The sequence below is a fragment of the Halanaerobium sehlinense genome (assembly GCF_055379485.1).
Genome location: NZ_AP042442.1, coordinates 386,602 through 410,258 on the forward strand (window position 1 = coordinate 386,602; position 23,657 = coordinate 410,258).

The following is a 23,657-nucleotide window of genomic DNA, read 5'->3' on the forward strand; positions in this document are numbered from 1 at the left end:
TTAAAATAAATGAAATCATTAATTAAAATCAGAGGAGTGTTAATTATGGAAATTACTATTTATGGACCTGGATGTAAAAATTGTGTCAATTTAGCTGACAATGCGAAAAAAGCTGTATCAGAAATTGGTGTTGATGCAGAAATAGTTAAAGTGGAAGACATGAAAGAAATCGCAATGGCTGGTATTATGAGTACACCTGCTATTGGAATTGATGGAGAAATCAAAATTAAAGGTCGAGTTGCAACTGTAGATGAAATAAAAGAATTAATCTCTTAATTTACATTAAAGTTAACAGATTTAAAATATTATTTAAAGATACCTAATTTAATAATTATTAGGTATCTTTTTTGATTTAAATTATCATTTCTAGTATACTTATAATGAACTAATAATTTAAATAGATTTCAAAAAATTAGCAGAATCAATTGGAGGTCTTATTAATGTCAAAAGTAGTAAAGAAAGCTGAAAAACTTGCCGATGAGATTTTAGAATCAGAAGAATATAAAGCTATGGCTGAAGCTGAAAAAAGAATGGATTCAGATGAAGAGGCTTCAAAATTAGTGGGAAAAGTAGAAAATTTACAGAAAAAAATTGATCAGAATAGACAGGATGAGAAATTAAAAAAAGAAATGTCATCTCTGCAGAAAACAATGTGGGAAAATGAGAAGGTAAAATCATTTATGCAGAAACAGCAGTCTTTCAGTAAATTAATGTCAGAAGTTAATAAGAAAATCAGCCAGACAATTAATCCACAAGATTCCTGTCATCATGATCATGAACACAACCATGATCATCACCACAACCACAACTAAAAACTTTTTTATTAGATTAACTGAGTGCTGATGTTAATAATTACTTAAATAAAATAGTAGGACAGATAAAACCGCCTTTCGGGGCGGTTTTTTATTTGTTTACATTGTTTTAACATAAGTGACATACTGCTGTAACATTAGCCTGTTATTATTTTAATCAGAGTCAAGTTAAAGAAAAAAATAAAAATTCCTTAAGGGGGAAAATATTTAATGAAAAAAATTAATTCTCTTATTGTTGTGTTGGCGCTGTTATTAGTAGCTGTTATGCCTTTTAGTGTAATGGCTCAGGAGGAACTTACAATTCAGGGTTCTTCTACAGTTCTTCCCATCGCTCAAAAAGCTGCAGAAGTTTATATGGAGAAAAATCCTGATGTAAATATTTCTGTTCGTGGTGGTGGATCAGGTAATGGTATTGCTGCCTTAATTGATGGAGCGGTCGATATTGCAGATGCTTCCCGCTTTATTAAGCAAACAGAAGTTGAAGCTGCAGTAGAAAATGGAAATTATCCAGTGCCTCACAGAGTAGCAATGGATGGAATTGCTGTAATAGTTAACCCTAATAACTCAGTTGAAGATTTAAGCTTAGATGATCTTAAGAAAATTTATAGTGGTGAGGCTACAAACTGGTCTGATTTTGGAGGAGCAGATAAAGAAATTGTAGTTATTTCGAGAGATTCCAGTTCAGGTACATTTGAAGTATTTAATGAAATTACACTGGGTGAAGAAAGACTTACTCAGGGTGCTCTTCTCCAGGCATCAAATGGTGCAATTGCTGGTGTTGTTTCTGATACAGAAGGTGCAATCGGTTATGTAGGTCTTGGATATTTATCTGATGCAGTTAAAGCTGTAAAGGTTAATGGAGTTACCCCATCTAATGCAACTGTAGCCAGTGGTGAATTTCCAATTGCACGGCCACTATTCATGTTTACTGATGGCTGGCCAGAAGGGTTAACCGGGAGATTCATTAATTTCATCTTAAGTGCTGAAGGTCAGAGCTTGATTGAAGAACAGGGTTTTGTACCTCTTCACTAATAATTGTTTTTAAGTAACATTACAAAGTTAAATAGATAAACATCATATATGCTAGTATCAACTAGAAAAAGGGAGAGGCCTCTCCCTTTTTCTCAATGTTTATTTATAAATTTTTTCTAAATTTGAGAGGTGAAAATTTATGTTAAATTGGAAAACTAAAGAGAAAATAATAAAAAATATACTCCTGGTTTTTGCTTTTTCATCAATACTTTTTTTAACAGGGATTATAATTGTTTTATTTAGAGAGGGAGCGCCAATTTTTGCTGAGGTAGGGATTGCTGAATTTCTTTTTAGCAGTGACTGGTATCCTACTTATGATCCACCTGGGTATGGTATTTTCAATCTACTTTCTGCTTCTATTGTTGTGACTATAGGGGCGATGGTGATTGCAGTACCCTTTGGCGTTGCTTCTGCAGTTCATATTTCTTATATCTTACCCAAAAAATATAAAAATATTGTTAAACCAACAATAGAAATGCTGGCTGGTGTACCTTCTGTTATATATGGGCTTTTTGGAATGAAAATTTTAGGGCCATTTTTAAGAGATGTTTTTGGTCTGCCGACTGGTTTAACTGCACTAACCGCAATGATAATGTTAGGAATAATGGCTCTACCAACAGTAGTCAGTCTGGCAGAAGATGCAATTACAGCTGTTCCCAAAAGCTTTAGAGATGCCTCTCTAGCTCTGGGAGCAAATAGACTGGAAACGATGCTTAGAGTTATTCTGCCTACAGCCTCTTCCGGGATTGTAACCGCAGTAATTTTAGGAATGGGAAGGGCGATCGGAGAGACAATGACTGTTTTGATGGTAGCTGGAGGTGCTTCGCTATTTCCAAGTAATATTTTAAAACCTGTTAGGCCGATGACAGCTACAATTGCTGCTGAGATGGGAGAAGCTCCAGTTGGTAGTGAACATTATCAGGCTTTATTTGGAATCGCGATAATCCTATTTTTAATTACTTTAGTTTTTAATATCTTTGCAGATATTGCTCAGCAGAGATTTAAAGAAAAGGTGAGTGGAGAATAATGGAAAATAAATTAACTAAAAGAAAAGCGACAGAAAAATTAGTCTTCGGATTTTTAGGATTAATGATGCTTACATCTATAGCAATTCTCGGCATTATTATATTCTTCATCTTTAAAAGAGGGTGGGGAGTAATTAGCTGGGAATTCCTAACTTCTATGCCCATGAATGGGATGACAGAAGGTGGAATTTTACCTGCTATATTAGGTTCTTTTTATCTGGTAACAGGATCTATTCTGGCAGCAACCCCACTGGGAGTTTTTGCTGCTATTTATATGACTGAATATGCTAAAAAGGGTAAATTAACAAGAATCATTAGAATTGGTGTTAGTAATTTATCTGGTGTTCCGTCAGTTGTTTTTGGTCTTTTTGGTTTATCAATATTTGTGAAATACCTTAATTTTGGAGTCTCAATTTTGTCAGGAGCACTTACTTTAGCGATTGTAATTTTGCCAACAATTATTAGAGCCTCAGAAGAGGCATTAATGTCAGTTCCTGATGAATACAGAAGTTCTTCTCTAGCTCTAGGTGCTACAAAGTGGCAGACTATTAAAAACGTAGTTTTGCCTGCTTCTTTACCTGGTATTTTAACAGGTTGTATCCTGGGAGTTGGTCGAGTAGCAGGAGAAACAGCTCCGATAATTTTTACAGCAGCTACATTCTTTTCTATGAGATTGCCTAAATCAGTATTTTCAGAGGTTATGGCCTTACCATATAATATTTATGCACTAGTTTCTACTGGTACATCACCGGCAAAACAAGTTCCTATTGCTTATGGTACTGCTGTAGTATTACTGGTTCTTGTTTTATTTATTAATTTGATTGCAATTTTTATGAGGATTAGATATAGCAAGAAAAATGCAAATTAAACTGAAAGGAGTAAGTATATGAGTGAATTGAAAATGGAAGTTAAAAATTTAGATTTTTATTATGATGATTTTCAGGCTTTAAAAAATGTAAATATACCTCTTGAATCAAATAAAGTTACTGCTTTAATCGGCCCTTCAGGATGTGGGAAGTCTACTTTTTTAAGAACTTTAAATAGAATGAATGATTTGATTGATGGTGCAAGAGTTGATGGAGAGGTTCTTTTTGATGGTAATAATATATATGATCAAAAGATAGATGTTGTAGAGTTAAGGAAAAGAATTGGGATGGTATTTCAGCAGCCTAATCCATTTCCAAAATCAGTTTTTGATAATGTAGCCTATGGCCCCAGGATTCATGGGATCAAGGATAAAGATAAACTGGAAGAAATAGTAATTGAAAGTCTTAAAGGAGCTGCCTTATATGATGAGGTAAAGGATCGCCTTGATGACTCAGCTCTTGGACTTTCTGGTGGTCAGCAGCAGAGGCTCTGTATTGCCAGAGCACTGGCTGTAAAACCTGAGGTTTTATTGATGGATGAGCCTGCTTCTGCTTTAGATCCGGTGGCAACAGCAAAAATTGAAGATTTAATAGAGGAACTAAAGAAGAATTATACAATTGTAATTGTTACCCACAGTATGCAGCAGGCTGCAAGAGTCTCTGATAACACTGGTTTCTTTTTAATGGGTGATCTTGTAGAATACGATAAGACAGACAAAATATTCGAAAATCCTTCTGATCAGCGAACAGAGGATTATATTACAGGGAGATTTGGTTAAATTTAACTTATATTACTAGTAAATTGATATATTGATGATATAATTAAGTTGTAAAGTAGACATTTTAAACTAGACCTTTAAAATAACTTTAGTTTAGGGGGAACAATTATGAATGAATCTAGGAAAAGTTTTCACAAAGAATTAAAAGACTTAGAAAAAGAAATGTTAAAAATGGGAAGTTTAGTTGGAGAAAGTATTAGTAAAAGTATTGAAGCATTAGTTAATAAGGACCGTGAACTAGCTTCTGAGGTTATAAAAGATGATGATATAATAGATGATTACGAACTTGATATAGAAGAAAAATGTACCCGGTTGATTGCACTGCAGCAGCCGGTAGCAATTGACCTCAGAAAAATCATTGTAATTTCTAAATTAGTTACTGATTTAGAGCGGATTGGAGATAATGCCTCCAATATCGCTCACAGAGTTAAAGATATTGGAGATCAACCTTTGATCAAGGAAATGCAGGATTTGCCAGGTATGAAGGATATAGTTGTTCGACAGCTGAGAGAGAGCCTGGAAGCTTTTGTAGAAATGGATATTGAAAAGGCAAAACAGGTTGCAGCTAGAGACGAAGAAGTTAATCAGCTAGATAAACAGATTAATGCTGAATTACTTACTGTAATGGAAAATGATTCTTCTACAATCGAGCAGGGAACCTCTTTGATGTTTATCAGCCGTTTTTTAGAAAGAATTGGAGATCACTCAACAAATATCTGTGAACGTACAGTTTACATGAAAACAGGAGAATGGACTGAGTTAGAATAATAAACTTAGTTTGAAAAAAACTATATTTAAGAATACTTCTAAAAGATGCATTCCATTAAGAGGGGTGCATTTTTTTTATGTGAAAATAATTTTAATTGAATTAAATCTTAGCATGTGATAAAATTTCTAGTTAGTAAATAAAAGGGGGATAACTATAAATCATGTTAAAAAAGTTTTTAAGCTATTATAAAAACCACTGGAAATTATTCACAGCTACTCTTGCTAGTGCTGTTTTAATGTCAGGTCTGGATTTGGTTTACCCGATGTTTATTCAGCAGCTGATAGATGAACACTTTCCGGCCAGAAATTTAAATATGATGGTCCGAATTTCAGTGATCTTATTGATTATTTATTTACTGCGGTTTGTTTTTCAGTATATTGTTCACTATTGGGGACATGTAGTTGGAATCAGGATGGAGACAGACATGCGCTCAGATCTTTTTACCCATCTGCAGAAATTATCTTTTAAGTTTTATGATAATAATAAGGTCGGTTATTTAATGTCCAGAGTAATTAATGATTTAAATAATATATCTGAACTTGCACATCACGGTCCGGAAGATGTACTTATATCTTCCATGCTTTTGATTGGTTCACTGGTTATTTTAATCAATATGCACTGGCAGCTTGCCTTGGTTACTTTTGCTTTGATTCCGATTATGTTCTTTTTTTCCAAAAAGTTAGGGGAAAAAATGTACCATGCTTTTAAAGTAATTAGAGAGAAAATGGCAGAAGTTAATACAATAGTGGAGGATAGTTTAAGCGGCATCAGGGTGGTTAAATCTTTTACAAATGAAGACTATGAAAATGAAAAATTTTGTGAGGGGAATCATAATTACCGCCGCTCAAGGGAGTGGGCTATGAAAAATATGGCGCAGTTTCACTCGGGCATGAATTTGTTTATAAATTTAATTAGATTAAGCACCCTGGCAGCAGGAGGATATTTCATTTATAATGGTTCACTTTCAGTTGGACAGATGGTAGCTTTTTTATTTTATGTAGATATGTTTATGAATCCAATCAGAAGGCTTGTTAACTTTAACGAGCAGCTTCAGCGTGGAATGTCCGGTTTTAGCCGTTTCAAGGAACTTTTAGAGGTTGACCCTGAGATAGTCGATAGTCCTGATGCACATGTGCTAAAGGATGTTGAAGGATTAATTAAATATGAAAATGTAACCTTTGGTTATGACAATCATGAAAAAGTACTTAGCAATATTGATATAGAAATTGAACCTGGAAAAACAGTAGCTTTTGTTGGACCTTCAGGTGCCGGTAAATCAACTTTGACTAAGTTATTACCTCGCTTTTATGAAATTGATAAAGGACGAGTATCAATTGATAATATAGATATTAAAGCTGTAACTTTAGAATCGCTTCGCCGTAATATAGGTATTGTCCAGCAGGATGTTTTCTTATTTAATGGTACAGTAAGGGAAAACATAGCCTATGGTACTGCAGATGCTTCTGAGGCAGAGATTATTGAAGCTGCAGAAAAAGCTAATGCACATAATTTTATCTTAAATTTAAGAGAGGGTTATGATACAGATATTGGTGAAAGAGGAGTTAAACTTTCAGGAGGCCAGAAACAGCGAATATCTATCGCACGTTCTTTTTTAAAGAATCCACCTATTTTAATTTTAGATGAGGCGACATCTTCACTCGACAATCGTAGTGAAAAAATCATTCAAGAATCCCTAGAAAAATTGGCCGAAGGCAGAACAACTCTGGTTATTGCTCATCGTCTATCAACAGTAATAAATGCTGACCAAATTATAGTATTAACAGAAAAAGGCATAGTTGAACGGGGAAAACATGAGGAATTAATAAAAAATGGTGGCGAATACTCTCAGTTATATAATGAGCAGTTTTCTACAGAACTAGTAGGATAAACAATCAGAAAAATTATATGAATAAAGATTGCTAAAAAGCCGGGCTTTGTACCGGCTTTTTTCTTTGACATCAGTCTCTAAATCTGCGATACTATAAACAGTGACAGATAAATTCTGAATAAATGTTTTTTAAAATAACAAATACAGATTAGGAATTGCCGGAAAGGATGATTTTTATGAGTAAAAAATTATATCGTTCAAGAAATGATAGAATGATTGCTGGTGTTTGTGGAGGCCTGGCTGATTATTTTGATGTTGATTCTTCATTAATCAGACTGGCTGTATTATTAATATTTTTGTTTCAGGGAGTAGGTTTAATTGCTTACATTATTGCCTGGCTTGTTATGTCTGAAGAACCTATCAAAAATGAATACAGAATGCCTGATGATTATTATATAGAAGAAGATAACGATATTAATAAAGATGATAAGCAAGAAAATAGTCAGCATAAGCATGAAGACAACGAAAGTAATAACAGTGATCAGAGATCAAAAAAACAAGCTGAAAAAGAATACTATCAACAATATCAAACAAAAGATTCAGGTAGTAATAATCGCAAGAAAATACTTGCTTTTATAATGATTATAGTTGGGTCAATTTTTCTCGTAGACATCTGGATCCCCGAATTATACTGGGAAAAATATTGGCCATTAATTTTGATTGCTGCAGGGCTTTTATTACTTAAGGGTGATAACGATGACAGATAACAGAGATCGAAGTTTGCTTGCCCTAATTCTAATTTTTGCTGGGTTAATTTTTTTAGGAGATAGCCTGGGTAAATATAATTTCAACATTTTTTTCTTTTTGCGCAGCTGCTGGCCGGTATTGTTAATTATTTTTGGTTTTCATATTTTGCTGCAGAAAACTAAGTTTTGGTTTATTGTGCCAATAGTAATTATTTTATCAGCTGTATATTTAATTTATTTATTGCTGAATAACCAGCCATTTTATTTTATGCCTCAAATAAGAATGAGAATTTTTGATTTTAGGAATCTGCCTTTTCAATAATATTATAAATTAAAAAAACCACCTTGATTATCAAGGTGGAATTAATTTTAATTGATCTTAATTCTTTTTTTGATGACAGGAGCTAAAATTAAGACAATAATTATTTTGGCTAAATCTCCTGGAATGAAGGGAAGAACAGTCATATTAAAGGAAGCTAACAGCGATGTAGAAGTTATAAAAGAAAAATAGATAGTACCAATAATATAATTGCTTGAAACAGCAGCTGCTAGAACTAAAAAATCCTTTTTCTTATCGTTAAAAGAATGAGCAGCTATCCAGGCTGCCGGGATAAAGCTAATTAGAAAGCCACCAGTTGGGCCTAGTAAAACTCCCAGACCGCCTCTGCCTCCAGAAAATATTGGTAATCCTAACGCACCTAACAAAAGATATGTAACTTGAGCAAGAACACCATACTTTTTGCCGAGCAGTTTACCAGAAAGTAATACAAAAAGGGTTTGTAAAGTAATTGGGACTGGCCCAATTGGAATTATCAGATAGGCAGAAACCGCTGTTAAAGCAGCAAATAAAGCTGCTTTGATCATTTTATTTATTTTCAATTTGTTAAACTCCTTTCAAAATAGAATAGATAAAACAAATTTGACCGAGAGTCAATTTGCATCAAAATAATGTTATCATAATCTTATAGTTTTTTAAATAGTAATTTATAAATTATTAAAATAAAATCAAATTTGGGGGATTAGAATGAGAGAAATATATTTAAAAGCACCTGCTAAAATAAATCTTGCTCTGCATATTAAAGGGTTAAGAGAAGACGGATTCCATGAACTGCAGATGATAATGCAGAGTATCAGCCTTGCAGATAGAATAAAATTAAAGAAAAAAAGCGGAGGTATTGTTGTTAAGACTTCACATGTGGAACTGCCCACTGATGAAGAAAACCTTGCTTATCAGGCAGCTGAAATATTTTTTGGTCAACATCCGGAGATTGGTGAAGGGGTAGAAATATATATAGAAAAAAATATTCCTATTGCAGCAGGAATGGCTGGAGGGAGTACAGATGCTGCTGCAGTTTTAAAGGGTTTACACCAGCTTTTTGAAATAAAAATGAATTACAAAGATATGAGAAAAAATTTAGAAACAATAGGTTCTGATGTTCCCTACTGTCTTGAAGGAGGTACAGCCTATGCTTCTGGCAAAGGTGAGCTTATAGAAGAACTTCCCTTTATTGGAGAAAAATATTTGGTTATTGTAACACCATCATTTAAAATTTCAACTCCAAAAGTATATGAGCTTTATGATCAATTGGGAAAAACATATAATTCAGATTTTGAAGCAATATTAGATAATCTTAAAAATGAAAATCAAATAAACTGGAATTTAGATTTTAAAAATGATTTAAAAACTGCTGCTGAAAAAATTTGTCCTGAAATTACTGAAATAAAAGATATTTTTAAAAATACTAAGGCTGAATTTACTATGATTTCTGGTAGTGGACCAACAGTTTTTTCATTTTACAGCAGCCGTGAGCAGGCGGAAAAAACTGCTGCAAAATGGCCGCGCAAGAATGATTTTGTAACAGCTGTAAAAACAATTGATAAATACTAAATAAAATATTATAAAATAAAAGCTGACATGAGATTGACATGAGATATCTTTCGTGTTATACTTTTGCCAATAATTATTAAGACTTTGGGAGTAGTGATTAGGATGAAAACGGAAAAAAATATCACCATGAAAGAAGCAAAAGAGAAAACAGGGTTAAGTTCACGACAGATTCGTTATTATGATCAACAAGAACTGATATTTCCAGGCCGCAGCAAAGGTAATCAGCGTCTTTTTTCAGATAATGATATTAAAAGATTGCTGAAAATCAAAGAACTTCTTGCTGCAGGAAATAGTGTTGAGACTGTTAGATCAAAATTAAAGGCTCCTGAGTCTCAAACTAGTGATCAGTATGAAATAGATTCTGATAGTGAATTTGATGACTATTCAGACGTTGAGCTTGATTCGCTTTTTCCTGTTTCAAACCGTTCTGAACTAATAAAAAAACTTTCCCGGAGTAACAGTGAAAGATTTAATGAGGAGGAAGAATAAGTGGAAAAGTACAGCAGAGAGAAGATTTTAAAGTTAGCTGATGAGAAGAATGTTGAATTTATTAGACTGCAGTTTGTTGATATTTTAGGTATTATAAAAAATGTTGCAATTACAATTGAGCAGCTGCCAGAAGCTCTTGATGGTAAGATCATGTTTGATGGTTCTTCTATTGAAGGGTATACAAGGATCCATGAATCTGATATGTATCTTAAGCCAGATTATAATACATTTACCATTTTCCCCTGGGAAACCAGTGGTGGATGTACAGCCAGAATGATGTGTGATATTTATTTACCAAATGGAGAACCTTTTGTTGGTTGTCCTAGAGGTGCTTTAAAAAGAGCGATGGCGGAAGCTGAAGAAATGGGTTATGAAATGTTTGCCGGGCCTGAGCCAGAATTTTTCTTATTTGAAAAAGATGCAAATGGTAATCCAACGACTAATACTCATGATAAAGGAGGATATTTTGACCTGTCTCCAGTTGACTTAGGAGGAGAAGCTCGTCGCGACACTGTTTTAGCTCTTAAAAAAATGGGTTTTGAAGTAGAAGCTGCCCATCACGAAGTTGCACCAGGACAGCACGAAATTGATTTTAAATATACTCCAGTTTTAAGAACAGCTGATAACATTGCAACTTTCAAGTTTGTCACCAAAATCATCGCAATGCAGCATAATTTGCATGCTACCTTTATGCCAAAGCCAATATATGGTGAAAGTGGTTCTGGTATGCATGTTCATCAGTCATTATATAAAGATGGAAAAAATGCCTTTTATGATCCGGATGATGAGTTTGGTTTAAGTGAAATAGCTTATTATTATATAGGTGGATTATTAAAACATGCAAAAGAAACTACTGCAATTTTAAATCCTACTATTAACTCATACAAGAGGTTAGTCCCTGGTTATGAAGCTCCCGTGTATATTTCATGGTCAACTCAAAACAGAAGTGCTTTAGTTAGGGTGCCTTCAGCTCGAGGAAATGGAACACGTTTAGAACTAAGGAATCCTGATCCTGCTGCAAACCCATATTTGGCAACTGCAGTGATGCTCAGAGCTGGATTGGATGGAATTAAAAATAAAATTGATCCTGGTGAGCAGACAACAGATAATATTTATGAGATGGGCTATAAAGAAAGAAAAGCAAGAGGGATTAACAGTCTTCCGTCTACTATGGAAGAAGCTCTTAAATATTTTCAGGAAAGTGAATTTATGCGAGAATCATTAGGGAATCACATTTTTAATCATCTTGTGAAAGCAAAAAAAATTGAATGGTCAATTTATAAAAAACAGGTACACAATTGGGAAATTGATCAGTATTTAAGTACATATTAAAGCTTAACCGGAGGGATTATTATTATGGAAGGCAGAGAAAATATACAGGAGCATTTAAAAAAAATTAAATTACGAAATTTAGATACCAGATCATTATCATTTTTAGCTCTGTTTATTGCTTTTACTGCTGTAGCAACATATCTCCATATTCCTGGGCCCAGCAGCTCTTACTTTAATCTGGGTGAGGTAGCAATTTATACAATAGCCTTAACTTTTGGATCTAAGGCTGGAGGAATTGCTGGGGGATTTGGTTCTGCATTAATGGATATAATTTTAGGTTACTCAATTTGGGCCCCGTTTACTTTTGTAATTAAGGGTTTAGAGGGTTTATTAGTTGGTAAAATTGCAAGTCAGGATAAAGATGAAAAATTTGATAGAAAGATTTTTGCGATAATTGTTGGTGGGAATGTGATGATAATTGGTTATGCACTGGCAAAAGCCTTTCTGCTGAGCTGGGCAGTGGTTCTGCCTGAAATAGGAATAGACTTTGCTCAAATGCTGATAGGTGGAGTTCTAGCAATCCCTCTATCTCACCATCTTGATAACTATTTTAGGAAGTGATATTTTGGAAATTGGTAAACTAGCAGGGAATAATTTAAAAAAGGTAATATTAGATAAAATCGATCATTTTAGGTCAGATGTTTTAGTTCCAGCAGGTGAAGGAGAAGATAGTGCTGTTGTTGATCTAGGAGATTCTTTATTAGTGATATCATCTGATCCGATAACTGGTGCAGAAAAAAATGCTGGGTTTATTGCGGTTAATGTTTCTTGTAATGATATTGCAGCTGCTGGGGCTGAACCCTTTGGTATTCAGGTGGTATTGCTGTTACCCCCCAGTTTAGGCTCTGAAAATGCAGAAAAACTTATGCAGGAAATTGTTGAAACTGCTAAGGGGATGGAAATAGAAGTTTTAGGTGGTCATACAGAAATTACTGATCTTGTTCAAAAGCCCATCATTACAGTGACAGCATTAGGTAAAGCAGTTAAAGAAGAGTTAACATCCAGTGCTTCTGCAGAAATTGGAGATTATTTATATATTACTAAAGGGATGGGAATAGAAGGGTGTTATATTTTAGCTAATGACTATGAAGATTATTTGCTTGAACATGGTGTTAGCAGAGATTCAATAGACAAAGCATCTAACTATCTAGAGCTTTTAAGTGTTATTCCTGAAAGCAGATTAGCAAGAAAAAATGGAGTTAAAGCAATGCATGATGTTACTGAAGGAGGAGTTTATGGTGCAGTTGCAGAAATGGCATCAGCATCAGGATTGGGATATGTAATTGAAGCAGATAAATTTCAAGTTAAAGATGAAATAGATGACATTTGTACAAATTTAAATATTGATCCGGCTGGTTTAATTTCTTCGGGTGCAATGTTAATTGCAGCTTCTCCAGAAAATGATTTAGAAACATTATTTGCTGAAAAAGGAATTGAATTAATTAAAGTTGGGAGAATTATTGAAAAAGGGAGTTATATCGAGGAAAACGGAGAAAAGGAAGAATTTTCCTTACCGGTGGAGGATGAACTTTGGAAATTTATTAAAAAAATCACAAAGGACTCTTGACAATTACAAAATTTGGAATTATACTGGTATTAACAAAAAATTCCAAAGGCGGTGTATTTATGGAAATTACAGATGTCAGAGTTTTCCCAGTCGATATTAATGGAAGTTTGGTCAGGGCTTATGCTACGGTGACTTTTGATGATGCTTTTGTGATTCGTGAGATGCGGGTGGTTGAAGGAAAAAATGGAACCTTCCTCTCTATGCCCTCACGCAGAAAAAGAAATGGAAACTATCAGGATATCTGTTTCCCAATTTCCGCAAAGTTAAGGGATCTAATGGAAAACGAAGTTTTAGAAAAATTTAATGAATTATTGGAAACTGCTTAATTATAAAACTTATTAAATATTTTATAGAAATAACACTACTTTTAATATAGGGTAGTGTTATTTCTTTCTGGAAAGATGCGAGGCTGCTCTTTTTCTTAGATTTGATATCTTGACAAAATTGATTTTCTCTGTTATACTTCAAGCGATTAAAGAGGCAAAATGGTTTTTTTATGTCTTTTTTCTAGCAAATTAAATTAATGATTTATTGCCAATACTGAGGAGGATATTATAGATGTCAGATCTTTTAAGTATTATTCTAGCAGCCGGGAAAGGCACTAGGATGAAATCGGATAAAATAAAAGTACTGCACCCAGTTGCAGGTAAAGCAATAATAAAACATGTTATTAATACTTTAGATGGTTTAAATAGTAAAATTGTTAATGTGATAGGACATCAAAAAAATGAAGTTCAGACTGAATTAGAAGATTTAGACAGATTAGACTTGAATTATGTAATTCAATCTGAACAATTAGGTACCGGCCATGCTGTATTACAGGCAGAAAAATACATTGAAAAACATGATGGGCCGGTTTTAATTCTTTATGGAGATACCCCTCTCTTAAAAAAAGAAAGTATTGCTGAATTTGTCAAAGAACATCGGGAAAGCAAATCTGATTTAACAGTTATGACTGCTCTTGTTGATGATCCGAAAGGATACGGTAGAATTGTAAAAGATGAGGCTGGAAGCTTATCAGCAATTGTGGAAGAAAAAGATGCTAATTCTGAAATAAAAAAAATAAAAGAAATTAATAGTGGTGTTAATTGTATCGACAGTGAAATTTTAAAAGAGTTTTTAGATAATATGGATAATGATAATGCCCAGAAAGAATATTATCTGACAGATATTATAAAATATGCAGTCAAAAAGAATAAAAAAATCAATACTTATATTGTAGAAGACTCAAATGAAATATTAGGAATCAACACAAGAAAACAGCAGGCTGAAGCAGAAAAGATACTACGAAGTAGGATTATTGATAAGCATTTAACTAATGGAGTTACAATTATTGATCCGAATACAACTTTTATAGATTCTGAAGTTGAAATTGCTCAAGATGTTACTATCTATCCTTTTAATTATTTAGAGGGTAAAACCAAGATTGGATCAAATACTGTAATTAATCAAAATTGCAAAATTAAAGATGCAGTTATCGCAGATAATGTTAATATACTTTCAAATACTGTTATTAAAGAGAGTAAAGTTGGAGCAAATACTAATGTTGGCCCTTTTGCTTATTTAAGACCTGGATCTAAAGTTGAAAACAACTGTAAAATTGGTGATTTTGTAGAATTGAAAAAAACAACTGTCAAAACTGGAGCTAAAGTACCTCATCTTTGTTATGCTGGAGATGCTGAAATAGGTGAGGGGACTAATATTGGTGCTGGAACAATTTTTGCTAATTATGATGGAGAGAAAAAACATAGAACTACTATTGGTAAAAATGCTTTTATTGGTAGTGACTCAATTTTGATAGCACCCTTAACAATTGGAGATGGTGCTAAAACAGCAGCTGGTTCAGTTGTAACTAAAAATATTAAATCTGGTGACACTGTAATGGGAGTTCCTGCTCGTATCTATAAATCAAAAAACAAGGAAGCTTAAGTTATGCGGATAAATAAGCCAGGGGGTCAAAAAATGTCCAGTTATAGTGAACAATTAAAAATATTTGCTGGTAACTCACATCCTCAATTAGCTCAGGATTTATGTGATTATCTGGGTACAGAGCTGATTAATGCTGACGTGACAAGATTTAAAGATGGAGAAATTGGGGTTAGAACACATGAAACTGTAAGAGGAGCAGATGTTTTTGTGATTCAACCGACTTCACCACCGGTAAATGAAAATTTGATGGAGCTGCTAATAATTATTGATGCACTGAGGAGAGCATCAGCCAGAAGAATTACAGCGGTTATACCTTACTATGGTTATGCTCGTCAGGACAGAAAAGCCAGCCCTCGTGATCCGATCACATCAAAATTAGTTGCAAATTTGTTGACAGAAGCAGGTGCCCGCCGAGTTCTATCAATTGATTTTCATGCTCCACAGATTCAGGGTTTTTTTGACATCCCGGTTGATCATTTATATGCTTCTCCAATAATGGTTGATTATTTTAAGAATATGGACCAATCTGATTTGATTGCTGTGGCTCCAGATGTTGGATCTGTGAAAAGAGTTCGATCTTTTGCAGAAAGCCTTGATATTCCGATGGCAATTATAGATAAGAGAAGACCCAAACCTAATGTGGCAGAAGTAATGAATGTTATTGGTGAGGTAGATGGCAAAAATGTTATATTACTTGACGATATAATTGATACTGCTGGTACAATTACAGCAGCAGCTAAGGTTTTGAAAGAAAAAGGGGCGAAAGATGTTTATGCCTGTGGGACACATGCTTTGTTTTCAGGTCCGGCTGTTGAAAGATTAAAAAATGCGCCAATAAGCAAAATTATTGTTACTAATACTATTGCTCAAAAAGAACATGACCTTGATAATCTAGAAGTGCTTTCTGTCGCTCCTTTAGTAGGAGAAGCAATTGATAGAATTTTTAAGGATTTATCTGTTAGTGTATTATTTTAAATAATTTTTATAAAACACTTGCCCAAATTGGGCTTTGATGTTATAATAAAATTTGTTATGTCTTATTTATCGCAGACCTGCCAGTATTATTCAATAATCTGGTTTAAAATTTAATTTATGCAAGGAGAGGATAGTCATGGAGAGACATTCTATTGAAGCTGAACTAAGAACTGAAACTGGAAAGGGAGTAGCCCGTAAAATAAGAAGAAACGGACTTATTCCTGGTGTTGTTTATGGAAGAGGAAATGATCCAAGATCTATAAAAGTAGATCCACTGGATATCGAAAAGCTTCTCCATTCTAATGCTATCTTTGATCTGACTTTTGTCGGAGAAGATGGAGAAGAAGATGAAGCAGTTGTAATTATTAAAGATTATCAGAAAGATATAATTAAGCAGAATCTACTGCATGTAGATTTTCAGTTTATTTCTATGGACGAAAAGATTACTGTTTCTGTACCAATGCACTTAGAAGGAGATGCAATTGGTGTTAGAGATGGTGGTGTATTACAGCAGTTATTACGTGAAATTGAAATTGATGCATTACCTGCTGAGATTCCAGAAGAAATTACTATTGATATTTCTGAACTTGAAGTTGGACAATCTTTATCTGTAGCTGATCTAGAGCTTCCTGAAGGAATTGATCTGGTAACTGACAGTGATGAAGTAATTGTTACTGTTGTTACACCTACTGAACTTGTAGAAGAAGAGGTAGAAGAAGAGGAAGACGAATTCTTAGAGCCAGAAGTAATTGGTGAAGAAGAAGATGAAGAAGGAGAAGAAGCAGAAGAAGAGGAAGAACCACAGGAATAATTAAAGAAGAGATATTGATTGCGCGGCCTGGTAGGCTGCGCTTCAATTTATTAATGGAGGTTTGAAATTTGAAAGTAATTGCTGGTCTTGGTAATCCAGGTGAAAAATATTCTTATACCAGACATAATATAGGATTTATGGTTATTTCAGAATTGGCAGAGAGATTTAGAATTAACAGCAGTTATAAGTTTGATGGTTTAATTGGAGATTTTTTCTTTGGTGGAGAAAAAATAATAATATTTCAACCAATGAAATATATGAACAAAAGTGGTCAACCGATATATAAAGTTCTTGATTATTTTGATATTGAGCCTGAAGATCTGCTGGTTATTCATGATGATTTGGATCTTGAACTGGGAAAAATTAGATTCAAACAAAATGGAGGCAGTGGTGGTCATAATGGAATTAAATCCATTATTAATAATTTAGGTACTGATAACTTTAAAAGATTAAAAATTGGAATTGGCAGACCGCCGAAAAATATACCTGTTCCTGATTTTGTCTTAACAACTTTTATGGGAGACGAAAAAGAGAATTCAGAAAAAGTTGTTAAAGAGGCTGCTTCAGCAGTCGAATTAATGCTAAAAGAAAATATCATGAAAGCGATGAACAAATATAATGGATAACAGGCCCGTACATTTTATGTAGGGGCTATTTTGCCATTTTTTATTATTTTAATTTTATTGTGATTAAATTCAAAGATTAGCTGTAAGGAGCAATACTGAGATGAATTTTAAAGATTTATTATTAGAAAATCAAAAATTTAAAAAAATTGCGAAAAATATAAATACATCAGCACAATCAATTAGTGGTTTAAGCGGAAGTAGAATTTCTTATTTTGCTGTTAATTTTTTAAAAAAAGCGGAGAAAGATATAATATTCTTTTTACCAGATAATTATTATTTGCAGCAGATGCAGGAAGATCTAATTCGTTTAATTGGAAAAGATGAATTTTTAGTCTTTCCGGAAGAAGAAATACTTCCTCATGAACAATTAATGCCTGATTTAACAACTATGAGTGAAAGAACCAAAGTTTTAACTGAGCTTGTTTTTTCTATTAATCAGAAAAAGAAAATCATTTTAACTACTCCAGCAGCAGTCTTCAAAAAACTTCCACCAAAAAATATTTATAAGAACAGCAGCATAAATATTAAAACAGGAACAGAACTTGCAATTTCTAAATTAAGGCAGAAACTTTTTGGACTGGGTTATAAAAGGGAAGAGATGGTAGAAGCTCCTGGTCAATATAGTATTAGAGGTGGAATTATAGACATTTTCACACTGCTTGATGAACAACCATTTAGAATTGAGCTTTTTGGAGATGAAGTAGATTCAATTCGTAAAATTGATTTAACAGCTCAAAGATCTAAAACTCAGGTAGATCAGATTACCGTTCCTCCTTTTGCTAATATTGTAATTGATCAGGATGTTGTTTCCAGAGCTTATCCAAGCTTAGAAAATACTTATTCTAAAGCAATTTTAAAGCTTAAAGAAAACAACCAGTTAGAAGAAGCTGCTTATTTAAGAGAAAAATCCAAAAAAATGCTGGAAGATTTAAAAGAAAAACATCGTTTCCCAGGGTTTGAACAGTTTTTACCATTTTATTATAAATATACTGATAATTTCTTTGATTATTTAGAGGAAAGCATAATTTTTGCTGTTAGGCCTAAGAAAATGGAGCAGCTAACTCATGATCATTATCAGGAAATTATTGAAACACACACAAGGCTTTTAGAGCAGGGGATGGTTTTTCCAGAATACCTTGATAATTTCATTTCTGAGTCGGAGTTTAAAAATGAAATCACTAAAAATAGAGTGGTAGATATTAACTCCGAGTTTGAACAAAATAAAGTTATTGAAAATGATATTCATTTTAACACATCTTCTTTAGAACCTTTTCACGGCCAACTGGAACTCTTTAGTGAAAAACTAATGGAATTATTAAAGAAAAAATATCAAATTGCTATTACTTTAAATTCAGCCAGCAAAAAAAGAAGATTAAAAATGTTCTTAGAAGAAAAAAATCTTGTTGTCGGTGAGAGTTTTGAGGAAAGTAGAATTGTTATTTTTTCTGACAGTTTAGCTGAAGGATTTATTTTTGATGATATAAAACTTGCAGTTTTTAGTGATAAAGAAGTTTTTGGTAATGAACAGAAAAGAAAAAGAAAAATTGGAGATTTTGAAGATGGAGTAGAAATTTCCAGTGTTGACGACTTAAAAGCTGGAAACTTCGTTGTTCATGAAAATCATGGTATTGGGAAGTATCTTGGTGTTAAAACTTTAGAAATTCAGGGACAGCACAAAGATTATCTAGTTTTGAAATATGCTGGAGAAGATAAACTTTATGTTCCAACCGCAAAAATAGATCTTGTTCAGAAATATATAGGGTCAGATGCTGGTTCACCTAAATTATATAAGTTAGGCAGTAGTGACTGGAAAAAAGTAAAAGAAAAAGTTCAAAAGTCTGTTGAAGAAATGGCTGTTGGATTATTAGAGTTATACGCTGAAAGAGAAACGTTGATAGGTTACCAATTTTCAGAAGATGACCTCTGGCAGCAGGAATTTGAAGAGGCTTTTCCATTCGAAGAAACACCTGATCAGAAAAAAGCTATTGAAGCAGTAAAATCTGACATGGAGTCAAAAGAACCAATGGATCGTTTATTATGTGGAGATGTTGGATATGGAAAAACTGAAGTAGCTATTCGAGCTGCCTTTAAAGCTGCATTAGATAGTAAACAGACTGCTGTTTTGGTACCAACTACAATTCTGGCACAACAGCATTTTAATACTTTTTCTGAAAGAATTGAAGAATTTCCAGTTAGAATTGGGATGTTAAGCAGATTTAATACAGCTGCTCAACAGCGAAAAACTTTAAAGAAATTAATAAAAGGTGAAATAGATATTTTGATTGGAACTCATCGATTATTGTCTAAAGATGTTATTTTTGACGACTTAGGCTTATTGATTATTGATGAAGAACAGAGATTTGGAGTTACCCATAAAGAAAAGTTAAAAAATTTGAAAAAGAATGTAGATGTTTTAACTTTAACAGCGACACCTATTCCAAGAACTCTTCATATGGCATTAGTTGGAGTAAGAGATATGAGTTTAATAGAGACTCCACCTGAAAATAGATATCCAATCAGGACTTTTATTAAAGAAAATAATAAAGAATTAATTTCCAGCGCCATTAGAAGAGAGTTGGCAAGGGGCGGACAAATTTATTTTGTTCATAACAGGGTTAAAGATATTGAAAAAACAGCAGGTAAGCTTCAAAAATTAATGCCTGAAGCAAAAATTGCTGTTGCCCATGGACAGATGAATGAAAACCGATTAGAAAAAATAATGTATGATTTTTATCATCACAAATTTGATATTTTAGTTTGTACAACAATAATTGAAACAGGCCTTGATATTCCAAATGTTAATACAATTATTATTAATCATGCTGATAAGATGGGTTTGTCACAACTATATCAATTACGTGGCCGGGTTGGTCGAACAAATAGGATCGCTTATGCATACCTGCTCTACGAAAGAGATAGAATTTTACCAGAGATTGCAGAAAAAAGGTTGGAAGCAATTAAAGAATTTTCTACCCTTGGTTCAGGTTTTAAAATAGCTATGCGTGATTTAGAAATTAGAGGTGCAGGTAATTTATTAGGCCCGGAACAGAGTGGACATATTGCAGCAGTCGGATTTTCCCTGTATACTAAATTATTAGAGGGAACAATTGAAGATTTAAAAGGTAAATCTGATCAAAAAGAATTTGAGGTTGAAATTGATCTTAATTTAGATGCTTATATACCTGATGATTATATTAAATATGAAGCTAGAAAAATTGAAATATACAAAAAGGTTAAATCTATAGAGAGTGAATCTGATGCTGTAGATGTTATAGATGAGCTAATTGATAGATTTGGAGAGCCGCCGATTGAAGTTATGCGTTTAATAAATGCTGCCAGACTTAAATTTTTAGCTTATGAAATGAATATTGAACAAATAAAAGAAAAAGATGCTAAAATTATTTGCCAGTTTATTAATGCTAAAGTAGTTGAGGGAAGCAGGTTATTAGAATTTAGTCAGAAGTATAAAAGGCAAATTAAAATTAAATCTGCCAAAAAACCACAAATTCTAATTAAAATTAATGACCCAGAAAATGTTGATAAACAATTATTAAAAATGCTAAAATATTTAAAGAGTTTATGAATTTATATTATAAACCAATAATTCGAACTGGAAAGTAATTTAAATTTAAGAATTAAAGGGTGGAAAAAATGTCGGAAAACACAAAAAAAGGCAGCTTTATTAAGGGAGCGGCGATTCTAACAGCTGCTGGATTGGCAGCAAGAGTAATGGGCTTTGGCTACCGAGTTATTTTAACCAGGATTATTGGGGCTGAAGGGATGGGGCTTTATCAAATGGCCTATCCAATTTATACTGTTTTATTGGTTGTTTCTAGATCGGGTATACCTGTAGCCCTGGCGAAGCTGATCGCAGATAAAATTGCAGCTGACAAGAAAAAAGAGGCATATAAAGTTTTTAAAGTAGCTAGAAAGATGAGTTTTGTTATTGGTCTTTTGATTTCGATTATAATGGCTTTGTCAGCAAAGCCATTAATATCTTTTCTTTCTCTTGATCCTAGATCATATTATGCAGTTTTAGCAATTTCTCCTGCTATATTTATTGTTTCAATTATGGCATCATATCGAGGTTTTTTTCAGGGGCTGCAGGATATGGTTCCAACTGCAAAATCGCAGGTTTTCGAACAATTTGTTCGGATGTTTACAATGATTGGGCTTGTCATACTGTTAGTGCCTTACGGTTTAGAGTTTGCAGCTGCTGGAGCCAGCTTTGGGGCTGTGAGCGGTGCTTTGGGTGGATTAATAGTCTTATTAATAATTTATTCAAAGAGAAAAGAAAAGATATTTACCTTTTTAGAAACTGGCGATGATTCTGTAGAACTCAGTTCAAAAAATGTTGTTAACAAGATAGCCTCACTGGGAGTTCCAATTACTCTTGGAGCTTTAGTTATGCCTTTGATGAGTCTTGTTGATTTAATCTTCGTTCCCAACCGTCTGCAGGATGCAGGTTTTATGATCAGAGAGGCAACCGAATTATACGGAATGTTTTCTGCTGTAGCAATGCCGCTTGTGAATTTTCCGACCATTATTACAGTTTCTCTATCAGCTAGTCTTGTTCCAGCGATTGCTGAAGCTTATACTTTGGGGAGGAATAAACTAATACAGTATCGGACTCAAACAGCTTTGAGGCTGACAGTTTTAATTTCTTTACCAGCTGCTGCAGGCTTATTTTTGCTTGCTGAACCGCTGACAGAAATTATTTTCGCTGAACCAGGAGCGGCAGTACCACTTCGTTTTGTTGCCTGGGGGGTATTTTTCATTGCTTTACAGCAAACAAGTACTGGAATTTTGAATGGAATTGGAAAAACTACTATTCCAGCTCGGAACTTGATGATTGGCGCAGTCTTTAATGCTTTTATTAATTATACACTTACCGCTATACCAGCTTTTGGTATTAGAGGAGCTGCTTTAGGAACAAGTACTGGTTTTGCAATCGCAGCTTTTTTGAATTTATATTATGTGAGAAAAGAAAGTGGATTTAAAATTGATACTAAAGCTATGATTTTAAAACCTATTACATCCGTTTTATTAATGGGAGCTTTTGTTAAAATATTTTATAATTATCTGCTTGTTTTTCTAGAAAACAATAAAATAAGTTTTGCTTATCCAGTGACTACTTTCACAACTGTAGCTGCAGCGGCTTTATTTTATTTTGCTATATTACTTTTGTTTAAAGAAATAAAATATAATGATTTAGCAATGGTCCCACTGTTTGGGGAAAAGTTAGCTGTTAATCTAGAAAAAATTGGTGTTTTGAAAAGGGATAATAAATAATTTAAGAGAAAGCAGGAGGTATAGTTTTGGAAAAAGATATTAGAAATGGAATTTTAAAAGAGCTGGATCAGCTAATTAAAATTATGGCAGTTCTTAGAGGCCCTAATGGATGTCCCTGGGATAAAAAACAGGATTATTATTCGATAAAGGAAAATATAATTGAAGAGGCTTATGAAGTAGTCGAAGCATTAGAAAAAAATGATATACCGGCATTTAAAGAAGAATTAGGAGATCTTTTATTGCAGGTTGTTTTTGAGTCCCAAATTGCTTATGAAAAAGATGATTTTAATTTGGGTGATGTGGCAAGAGTTCTTAGAGAAAAACTGATTAGGCGTCATCCTCATGTTTTCGCAGAATTAGATGTTAGTGGTTCTGATGAGGTTTTAAGAAATTGGGAAAGAATAAAAAAAGAAGAAAAAGAAAACAGTAATCAGCTTAATTCCTTGCTTGATAAATTTAATCAGGGCCAGAGTGCTTTAAACCAGGCTTATGATATTCAAAAAATTGCAGCAGAAGTTGGTTTTGATTGGAATAATTTGAAACCTGTTTTAGATAAAATTGAAGAGGAATTGTCTGAATGTAAAGAAATAATCGCTGTAAGTTCTGACAACATCAAGCTTACTCAAGAAAATCTAAGTAAAGATAAAAAGATACATCTTGAGTCGGAAATTGGAGATTTGCTTTTTGCTGTTGTTAATTTAGCACGTTTTAATGATATAAACCCCGAAATTGCTTTGTTAAAGACAATACTTAAATTTAAAAATAGATTTGCTTTTATTGAAAATAGAGTAAAAAGAGATAATAATGATTTTGAAGATTATAATTTAGAAGAACTAGATGAATTTTGGAATCAAGCTAAAAAAGAAGAATAAGTATATTTATAGGAGGATT

24 protein-coding genes are annotated in these 23,657 nt (G+C 33.4%); 23 read left to right on the forward strand and 1 reads right to left on the reverse strand.

The genetic code is table 11. From position 1 onward, the window contains the following. The first annotated feature begins 45 nt into the window (after positions 1–45). From ACZ446_RS01815 to ACZ446_RS01860, 10 genes are all read left to right on the forward strand, one after another. Complete coding sequence (locus ACZ446_RS01815; protein WP_464393470.1) at positions 46–276, forward strand: thioredoxin family protein; 231 nt, start codon at positions 46–48, stop codon at positions 274–276. 164 nt (positions 277–440) lie between these two features. Continuing rightward, entirely contained in the window at positions 441–812 is a 372-nt protein-coding gene (locus tag ACZ446_RS01820) for a YlbF/YmcA family competence regulator (RefSeq protein WP_464393471.1), read from the forward strand. Between the two features lie 210 nt (positions 813–1,022). Then, entirely contained in the window at positions 1,023–1,844 is an 822-nt protein-coding gene (locus ACZ446_RS01825) for a phosphate ABC transporter substrate-binding protein (RefSeq protein ID WP_464393472.1), read from the forward strand. A 139-nt stretch (positions 1,845–1,983) separates the two neighbouring features. Next, entirely contained in the window at positions 1,984–2,871 is an 888-nt protein-coding gene (pstC, locus tag ACZ446_RS01830) for a phosphate ABC transporter permease subunit PstC (protein ID WP_464393473.1), read from the forward strand. Then, the gene (pstA, locus tag ACZ446_RS01835; RefSeq protein WP_464393474.1) at positions 2,871–3,737 is read left to right on the forward strand and encodes a phosphate ABC transporter permease PstA; all 867 of its coding nucleotides are present in this window, start codon (positions 2,871–2,873) and stop codon (positions 3,735–3,737) included. Before pstC ends, pstA begins: the two co-directional genes overlap by 1 nt. 18 nt (positions 3,738–3,755) lie before the next feature. After that, the gene (gene pstB / locus ACZ446_RS01840; RefSeq protein WP_464393475.1) at positions 3,756–4,514 is read left to right on the forward strand and encodes a phosphate ABC transporter ATP-binding protein PstB; all 759 of its coding nucleotides are present in this window, start codon (positions 3,756–3,758) and stop codon (positions 4,512–4,514) included. A gap of 108 nt (positions 4,515–4,622) precedes the next feature. Continuing rightward, complete coding sequence (gene phoU, locus ACZ446_RS01845) at positions 4,623–5,282, forward strand: phosphate signaling complex protein PhoU (protein WP_464393476.1); 660 nt, start codon at positions 4,623–4,625, stop codon at positions 5,280–5,282. 161 nt (positions 5,283–5,443) lie between these two features. Then, on the forward strand, positions 5,444–7,171 hold the full coding sequence (locus ACZ446_RS01850; RefSeq protein WP_464393477.1) for an ABC transporter ATP-binding protein: 1,728 nt from the start codon (positions 5,444–5,446) through the stop codon (positions 7,169–7,171). A gap of 176 nt (positions 7,172–7,347) precedes the next feature. Next, positions 7,348–7,878 (forward strand): PspC domain-containing protein, encoded by a 531-nt coding sequence (locus ACZ446_RS01855; protein ID WP_464393478.1) that lies wholly within the window; start codon positions 7,348–7,350, stop codon positions 7,876–7,878. Further along, positions 7,868–8,179 (forward strand): LiaF transmembrane domain-containing protein, encoded by a 312-nt coding sequence (locus ACZ446_RS01860; protein WP_464393479.1) that lies wholly within the window; start codon positions 7,868–7,870, stop codon positions 8,177–8,179. Before ACZ446_RS01855 ends, ACZ446_RS01860 begins: the two co-directional genes overlap by 11 nt. A 47-nt stretch (positions 8,180–8,226) precedes the next feature. Here the strand turns inward: ACZ446_RS01860 and ACZ446_RS01865 are convergent, their stop codons facing one another. Beyond that, the gene (locus ACZ446_RS01865) at positions 8,227–8,736 is read right to left on the reverse strand and encodes a biotin transporter BioY (protein ID WP_464393480.1); all 510 of its coding nucleotides are present in this window, start codon (positions 8,734–8,736) and stop codon (positions 8,227–8,229) included. A gap of 145 nt (positions 8,737–8,881) precedes the next feature. Here ACZ446_RS01865 and ispE point away from each other — a divergent pair, with 145 nt between their 5' ends. From ispE to mazG, 13 genes are all read left to right on the forward strand, one after another. Further along, positions 8,882–9,745, forward strand: coding sequence for a 4-(cytidine 5'-diphospho)-2-C-methyl-D-erythritol kinase (ispE, locus tag ACZ446_RS01870; protein WP_464393481.1), 864 nt, complete (start codon positions 8,882–8,884; stop codon positions 9,743–9,745). A gap of 126 nt (positions 9,746–9,871) precedes the next feature. Then, positions 9,872–10,234 (forward strand): MerR family transcriptional regulator, encoded by a 363-nt coding sequence (locus ACZ446_RS01875; RefSeq protein ID WP_464393482.1) that lies wholly within the window; start codon positions 9,872–9,874, stop codon positions 10,232–10,234. Continuing rightward, entirely contained in the window at positions 10,235–11,566 is a 1,332-nt protein-coding gene (gene glnA / locus ACZ446_RS01880; protein WP_464393483.1) for a type I glutamate--ammonia ligase, read from the forward strand. Positions 11,567–11,590: 24 nt separating this feature from the next. Then, complete coding sequence (locus ACZ446_RS01885) at positions 11,591–12,127, forward strand: ECF transporter S component (protein ID WP_464393484.1); 537 nt, start codon at positions 11,591–11,593, stop codon at positions 12,125–12,127. Continuing rightward, positions 12,105–13,133 carry an AIR synthase family protein gene (locus ACZ446_RS01890; protein WP_464393485.1) on the forward strand — a complete coding sequence of 343 codons (1,029 nt, stop codon included), beginning with the start codon at positions 12,105–12,107 and terminating at the stop codon, positions 13,131–13,133. Before ACZ446_RS01885 ends, ACZ446_RS01890 begins: the two co-directional genes overlap by 23 nt. Positions 13,134–13,192: 59 nt before the next feature. Next, positions 13,193–13,459, forward strand: a complete 267-nt coding sequence (locus ACZ446_RS01895) for a SpoVG family protein (protein WP_464393486.1) — start codon at positions 13,193–13,195, stop codon at positions 13,457–13,459. A 232-nt stretch (positions 13,460–13,691) separates the two neighbouring features. Further along, entirely contained in the window at positions 13,692–15,062 is a 1,371-nt protein-coding gene (gene glmU, locus ACZ446_RS01900) for a bifunctional UDP-N-acetylglucosamine diphosphorylase/glucosamine-1-phosphate N-acetyltransferase GlmU (RefSeq protein ID WP_464393487.1), read from the forward strand. 33 nt (positions 15,063–15,095) lie between these two features. After that, positions 15,096–16,037, forward strand: a complete 942-nt coding sequence (locus tag ACZ446_RS01905; protein WP_464393488.1) for a ribose-phosphate diphosphokinase — start codon at positions 15,096–15,098, stop codon at positions 16,035–16,037. Between the two features lie 136 nt (positions 16,038–16,173). Further along, a complete protein-coding gene (locus ACZ446_RS01910; protein ID WP_464393489.1) occupies positions 16,174–16,848 on the forward strand; it encodes a 50S ribosomal protein L25/general stress protein Ctc in 675 nt (224 codons plus the stop codon). Between the two features lie 68 nt (positions 16,849–16,916). Next, positions 16,917–17,474 carry an aminoacyl-tRNA hydrolase gene (gene pth / locus ACZ446_RS01915; RefSeq protein ID WP_464393490.1) on the forward strand — a complete coding sequence of 186 codons (558 nt, stop codon included), beginning with the start codon at positions 16,917–16,919 and terminating at the stop codon, positions 17,472–17,474. A 100-nt stretch (positions 17,475–17,574) separates the two neighbouring features. After that, positions 17,575–21,057, forward strand: coding sequence for a transcription-repair coupling factor (gene mfd / locus ACZ446_RS01920; RefSeq protein WP_464393491.1), 3,483 nt, complete (start codon positions 17,575–17,577; stop codon positions 21,055–21,057). Positions 21,058–21,125: 68 nt separating this feature from the next. Further along, positions 21,126–22,766, forward strand: a complete 1,641-nt coding sequence (locus ACZ446_RS01925) for a putative polysaccharide biosynthesis protein (RefSeq protein ID WP_464393492.1) — start codon at positions 21,126–21,128, stop codon at positions 22,764–22,766. Between the two features lie 26 nt (positions 22,767–22,792). Further along, complete coding sequence (mazG, locus tag ACZ446_RS01930) at positions 22,793–23,638, forward strand: nucleoside triphosphate pyrophosphohydrolase (protein ID WP_464393493.1); 846 nt, start codon at positions 22,793–22,795, stop codon at positions 23,636–23,638. The last annotated feature ends 19 nt before the right edge of the window (positions 23,639–23,657 follow it).

Coding starts and splice junctions, on each gene's coding strand:
- ACZ446_RS01815 (WP_464393470.1), top strand. CDS start 46: ATGGAAATTACTATTTATGGACCTGGATGTAAAAATTGTGTCAATTTA.
- ACZ446_RS01820 (WP_464393471.1), top strand. CDS start 441: ATGTCAAAAGTAGTAAAGAAAGCTGAAAAACTTGCCGATGAGATTTTA.
- ACZ446_RS01825 (WP_464393472.1), top strand. CDS start 1,023: ATGAAAAAAATTAATTCTCTTATTGTTGTGTTGGCGCTGTTATTAGTA.
- pstC (WP_464393473.1), top strand. CDS start 1,984: ATGTTAAATTGGAAAACTAAAGAGAAAATAATAAAAAATATACTCCTG.
- pstA (WP_464393474.1), top strand. CDS start 2,871: ATGGAAAATAAATTAACTAAAAGAAAAGCGACAGAAAAATTAGTCTTC.
- pstB (WP_464393475.1), top strand. CDS start 3,756: ATGAGTGAATTGAAAATGGAAGTTAAAAATTTAGATTTTTATTATGAT.
- phoU (WP_464393476.1), top strand. CDS start 4,623: ATGAATGAATCTAGGAAAAGTTTTCACAAAGAATTAAAAGACTTAGAA.
- ACZ446_RS01850 (WP_464393477.1), top strand. CDS start 5,444: ATGTTAAAAAAGTTTTTAAGCTATTATAAAAACCACTGGAAATTATTC.
- ACZ446_RS01855 (WP_464393478.1), top strand. CDS start 7,348: ATGAGTAAAAAATTATATCGTTCAAGAAATGATAGAATGATTGCTGGT.
- ACZ446_RS01860 (WP_464393479.1), top strand. CDS start 7,868: ATGACAGATAACAGAGATCGAAGTTTGCTTGCCCTAATTCTAATTTTT.
- ispE (WP_464393481.1), top strand. CDS start 8,882: ATGAGAGAAATATATTTAAAAGCACCTGCTAAAATAAATCTTGCTCTG.
- ACZ446_RS01875 (WP_464393482.1), top strand. CDS start 9,872: ATGAAAGAAGCAAAAGAGAAAACAGGGTTAAGTTCACGACAGATTCGT.
- ACZ446_RS01885 (WP_464393484.1), top strand. CDS start 11,591: ATGGAAGGCAGAGAAAATATACAGGAGCATTTAAAAAAAATTAAATTA.
- ACZ446_RS01895 (WP_464393486.1), top strand. CDS start 13,193: ATGGAAATTACAGATGTCAGAGTTTTCCCAGTCGATATTAATGGAAGT.
- glmU (WP_464393487.1), top strand. CDS start 13,692: ATGTCAGATCTTTTAAGTATTATTCTAGCAGCCGGGAAAGGCACTAGG.
- ACZ446_RS01905 (WP_464393488.1), top strand. CDS start 15,096: ATGTCCAGTTATAGTGAACAATTAAAAATATTTGCTGGTAACTCACAT.
- ACZ446_RS01910 (WP_464393489.1), top strand. CDS start 16,174: ATGGAGAGACATTCTATTGAAGCTGAACTAAGAACTGAAACTGGAAAG.
- mfd (WP_464393491.1), top strand. CDS start 17,575: ATGAATTTTAAAGATTTATTATTAGAAAATCAAAAATTTAAAAAAATT.
- ACZ446_RS01925 (WP_464393492.1), top strand. CDS start 21,126: ATGTCGGAAAACACAAAAAAAGGCAGCTTTATTAAGGGAGCGGCGATT.